Source organism: Rhodoplanes roseus, from assembly GCF_003258865.1.
In the GTDB taxonomy this organism is placed as follows: domain Bacteria; phylum Pseudomonadota; class Alphaproteobacteria; order Rhizobiales; family Xanthobacteraceae; genus Rhodoplanes; species Rhodoplanes roseus.
Window position 1 is genome coordinate 1,028 of the sequence record NZ_NPEX01000330.1, and the last position, 4,913, is coordinate 5,940.

The 4,913-nt window shown below is 70.4% G+C and carries 4 protein-coding genes; all 4 read right to left on the minus strand.

Annotated elements, in window-relative coordinates:
* The coding region (locus CH341_RS36525) for a hypothetical protein (RefSeq protein ID WP_425376212.1) at positions 1-118 on the minus strand (118 nt) is incomplete at its 3' end.
* Between the two features lie 84 nt (positions 119-202).
* Positions 203-2,383, minus strand: coding sequence for a GumC family protein (locus tag CH341_RS27270; RefSeq protein WP_111422102.1), 2,181 nt, complete (start codon positions 2,381-2,383; stop codon positions 203-205).
* An 11-nt stretch (positions 2,384-2,394) separates the two neighbouring features.
* Positions 2,395-3,561 carry a glycosyltransferase gene (locus tag CH341_RS27275; protein WP_111422103.1) on the minus strand — a complete coding sequence of 389 codons (1,167 nt, stop codon included), beginning with the start codon at positions 3,559-3,561 and terminating at the stop codon, positions 2,395-2,397.
* 337 nt (positions 3,562-3,898) lie between these two features.
* Positions 3,899-4,913 (minus strand): GGDEF domain-containing protein (locus CH341_RS27280; RefSeq protein WP_111422104.1); only part of this gene is annotated, 1,015 nt, incomplete at its 5' end.

Sequence of the window (4,913 nt, forward strand, 5' to 3'; positions counted from 1 at the left end):
GCGCTTGACCACCGCGAGGCCGCGGCCGAAGCGCGACATCACCACGTCGAGCCCCTTGGTCCGCATGGCGCCTTCGAGCGGTCCGGCCTCGAACAGGAACGCCGTCGCGCCGCGCCACGCCCGCACCACGTCGAGCAGCACCAGCTCGGCGCCGGCGATGGCGCTCGTGTGGTTGACGAACATCACGCGGGGCGTCGCCATCTCAGGCGGCCCCGAGATAGGCGACCGGGCGCACCGGCTTGGCCTCGTAGAAGGGCAGGTCGTCCGGCTTCACCATCGTGATGGTCATGCCGAACACGTTGCCGCCGGCGGCGCGCAGGCCCTCGATGGTGGCGGCGGCGCCGGCGACCGAGGAGCGTCCCCAGCGGGTGCAGCACAGCACGCCGTCGACATGCTTGGCCAGCACATGGGCGTCCATCACCGAGTCGGCCGGCGGGCTGTCGATCAGCACGAGATCGTAGGTCTCGGCGAAGCGCAGCACCTCGACCATGGTCTTGCTCATCAGCAGCTCGGTCGAGGCCGCGGTGGGCCGGCCGGCCGGGATGGCGTCGAGGTTCGGGATGCCGGTCCGCACCACCGCCTCGCGCAGCGGGAACTTGCCCTCCAGCACCGCCGTCATGCCGGGCCCGCCGGCGAGGTCGAGCGCGGTCGCGAAGGTCGGGCGGCGCATGTCGCATTCCATCACCAGGACGCGGCGGCCGGTGGCGGCGACGAGCTGGGCGAGCGCCAGGGTCGTGAAGGTCTTGCCCTCGTTGGGGGCCGGCGAGGTCACCAGGATGGTGCGGAAGCGGTCGTTCGAGCCGGCCAGCACGATGCCGGCATAGAGCTTGCGCAACGCGTCCTGCAGATGGGGATCGTGCCGCGCCTTCTGCAGGGCACCGTCGAGCGGCAGCTCCGCCTGCCGGCTCAGCAGCATGCCGAGCACCGGGGTGGCCGGCGCCTTGGCGACGCGCGGCAGCTCGGCGAAGATCGGCGCGCCGGCGACGACCGCGAGGTCGCCGGAGGCCCGCACGCTGCCGTCGGCCCGGTCGCGCAGCAGCGCCGCCGCGAAGGCGAGCAGCGAGGCGAGCGTCAGGCCGGCGGCCAGGAACGGCAGCTTCTTCGGGAAGAACGGCTTGGTCGGATACTCGGCGAGGCTGACCAGGCGGGTGCTGCCCAGCATCACGCGACGCTCGGTCTCCAGCTCGCTCGCCCGCTTGTAGAGCTCCGAATACTTCTGCCGCTTGATGTCGGCCGAGCGCACCATGCTCTCGATCGAGGCCTCGTCGGCGGTCGCCGCGGCGACCTCGGCCTTGATCGTGTCGGCCTGCTCCTTGAGCGAGGCGACGAGGGCGTCGGCGGCGTCGTAGGTCTTCTGGGCGCTGGCCGCGACGGTCGCGACCTCCTGGGTGAGGCGCTCCTCGAGGATGTCTCGCTCCCGCTGCAGCGCGCGCAGCGAGGGATGCTTGGCGCCGAGCGTGAAGGCCGTGCTGGCGAGCTGGCCGGTGACCAGCGTGAGCTGCTGCTTGAGGTCGGCGACCGAGCGGCTGGCGAGCACGGAGGGCGCGTCGGCGGTGCCGCGCGCCTGGCTCGCCTTGACCTCGCGCAGCCGCGCGGCGGCTTCGGCGCGGGCCGCCTCGGCGGCGGCGAGCTGCTGGTTGATGCTGGACAGCCGCTCCGAGCTGATCGGAGCGGTGGCGCCCCGCATCAGCCCCTTGGCGCGGCGGAACTCCTGGATGGTGGCGTCGCTCTGCCGGACCTCGGCGTCGAGCTGCTTGAGCTCCTGCCACAGCCAGGTCGCGGCGGCCTCGCGGCTCGACGACAGGCCGGCCTTCTGGTCGTCCAGGAACGCCGTCACCAGCGCGTCGGCGAGCGTCTGGGCGACGTCGGGGAGGGCCGACTGATAGGCGATGTTGATGATGCGGGAGCGGCCGACCGAGCCGACCTTGTAGCGCGCCATCACGTATTCGATCAGCTCCTCGCTGTCCGGCGTGAGCTTGGCGCAGGCGTCCTCGCGCGACGGCAGGAGGGCGCCGAGCAGCCCACGGCCCGCCTGGTATCGGCATTCCTTCAGCACCGCCTCGCGGGCGCCCGGCGTGCCCATCGCGAGCCGCATCACGCGCGGCGAGCGGACCAGCAGCAACTGGCTCTCGAGGTCGGCGGGATCGCCGATCTTCTGGGCCCAGGCGCCGGACGCGTTCGGGACGCCCGGCTCCTGCTCGGCGACGATGACCGAGCCGGTCGCCAGATAGCTGACCGGGATCACCATGAGGGCGCCGACGGTGAGCGCCATCGTGCCGACGAACACCGCGGCGGCGAGGCCGCGCCGGCGCCAAAGCCTCACCAGGAGCCCGCTGCGGCGCGGAGCGCCGGCCAGGTCCGTCAGGGTCGCGAGGGTACTCATGTGAGTGTCCATCACGCGTAGCTGCGGGTGGAGAGCAACGATCCGGCGGCGTCGCGGGCCCGCTTGGCGGCCTCCATCTCCTTGTCGACGAAGGCGGACAGCTCGGCCCGGAAACGCTCGGCCGAGAAGCGGGCGGCCTGCTGGCGGCAGGTGGTCCGCGAGAAGGTGTGCTCCTGCGCCACGAAGGCGTTGACGCAGCCGGCGATGTCGTCGGGCGAGGGCGTCAGGAAGAACATGCCGGAGCGCTGGGGCAGCGTCGAGGAGACGATCTCGCGGGCGCCGCCGCGGCCGAGCGCCAGCACCGGCGTGCCCTCCGACATCGCCTCGACCATGATGATGCCGAAGTCCTCCTCGGCCGCGAACACGAAGGCCCGCGCGGTCGCCATCAGGTTGCGCAGGTTCTCGTCGCTGACGAAGCCGGCGAAGGAGACGTTCGGGGTCGCGATCTCGCGCAGCCGGTTGGCCTCGGGACCGGACCCGGCGACGACGAGCTCGAGCTCGGGCAGGAGCGCGAAGGCGCGCACCACCGCCTCGATGTTCTTGTAGGGAACGAGGCGGCTGGCGGCGAGGAAGTGATTGCCGCGCGGAATGTCTGGCCGCTGCTTGGCGATGGTGACGGGCGGATAGATCACCTGGGCGGTGCGGCCGTAGACGCGGCGGATGCGGCGCGCCACGAAGGACGAGTTGGCGATCATGGCGTCCGGGCCGCTGGCGGTGCGGCTGTCCCAGATGCGCATGCGGTGCAGGATGGCGCGGGCGACCGCGCTCTTGATGCCCTTGGCGTAGCCGCTGTCGCGCAGATAGCTGTGCTGCAGATCCCAGGCGTAGCGCATCGGCGAGTGGACGTAGGACACGTGCACCTGGTCGGGACCGACCAGCACGCCCTTGGCGACCGCGTAGCTCGACGACAGAATCAGGTCGTAGCCCGACAGGTCGAACTGCTCGATCGCGAGCGGCATCAGCGGCAGATAGGAGCGATGCCGCGACTTGATGAACGGCATCTTCTGCAAAAAGCTCGTATGCGCCTTCTCGTAGCCGATCTTGGCGCGGTCTTCCGGGCCGAGCACGTCGAACAGCGTGAAGACGTCAGCGCCGGGGTAGCACTGAAGGATCTCGCGGAGCACGCGCTCGGCGCCGCCGACCGTGTAGAGCCAATCGTGAACCACAGCGACGCGCACGGGGGACCTCCAGTTCGCTGATGGAGTTCTTCTTCAGCGTGACCCCCGTCATAGGGGCTGGCCGGCCGCGCGCTCAATCACTTCCTGAAGAGTTCGTTAATGGCCGAACGGTAATTGTCGCGACCCGGCCGCCGGATTCACGCAGTATTACGGCGGGTCAGTGTCGCTCGTGTGGCGGAAATGCGCTACCTGGGGCGGTGCGCCCGGCCGACGCGCAACTGACGCGCGAGCTGAGGCCCGACGATCGGCGGTTTGGTTGTGTCCAGGCACCGCTGGCCCGCCCAAGGGGGCTCCGGCCGTTGACGTGAACGTGATCCGCGCCGCCGTGTCGTCCGGCTCAGCCGGGCAGCCTCGGTGCTCCCACCAAGCAGTTCCTCCCGTTCGCCTTGGCCTCGTAGAGATGCCGGTCGGCCCGCTCGATCAGGGACTCGGACGGCTCACCCGGCACCCAGGCCGCCACCCCGACCGACAAGGTCACATGGCCGAGACTCTCGTTGGTGGCGCGCCGCAGCAGCGGCCGCTCGGCGACCGCCTTGCGGATCAGCTCGCCGATCGCCATCGCATTGTCGAGGGTGGCGTTCGGCAGCAGCACGGCGAACTCGTCGCCGCCGTAGCGCGCCACCAGATCGGTGGAACGGACGCTGTTCTTCAGCGTGAAGGCGACCAGCCGCAGCACGTCGTCGCCGGTGGTGTGGCCGAAATCGTCATTGAAGCGCTTGAACCGGTCGACGTCGATCATGGCGAGGGCGAACGGCTCGGGCGCCTCCTGGTCCTCGGCCCGCCCGGTCGCCTGGGACAGCGAGAAGTCGAAATACTTGCGGTTGGCGAGGCGGGTGAGCGGGTCCGTCATGCTCTCGATCCGCAGCGTCTCCATGTTCTCCTGCAGCAGGCGGAACTGATCCTCGGACTGCTTGAGCTGGGCCTGCAGGAGCGCGTTGGTCTGCTGAATCGCGTCGGTGGAGCGGACCAGCGACGACACCAGCTCGGAGACGGAGAGGTCGGTCGAGCGGCCGCCCAGCGCCTGGGCGGCGCTCTGCAGGTCGATGCCGTACTCCGCTGCCGATCCGTTCGCCACCTGGATGACGCTCTGGACCTTCCGGGTCTCGCTGCCGAGCGCATGGCCGACCGAGAGAAGCTGCCCGAAATGGCGCTCCGACGAGAAGTGCCGGCTGTGGAGGGCGTGCACGCGCGCCGGCGACAGGGTCTCCGCCTCGATCGCGTCGATGTCGCGGTTGAGATCGCGATTGTGCCCGGTGAAATAGGTGAACCACACCTCGAAGGTCGGAGGATCGGGGATCTGCCCGAGGCCGCGGATTCGTTCCAGGGCCTGGAGCGCGACGGCGAAGGCCGTC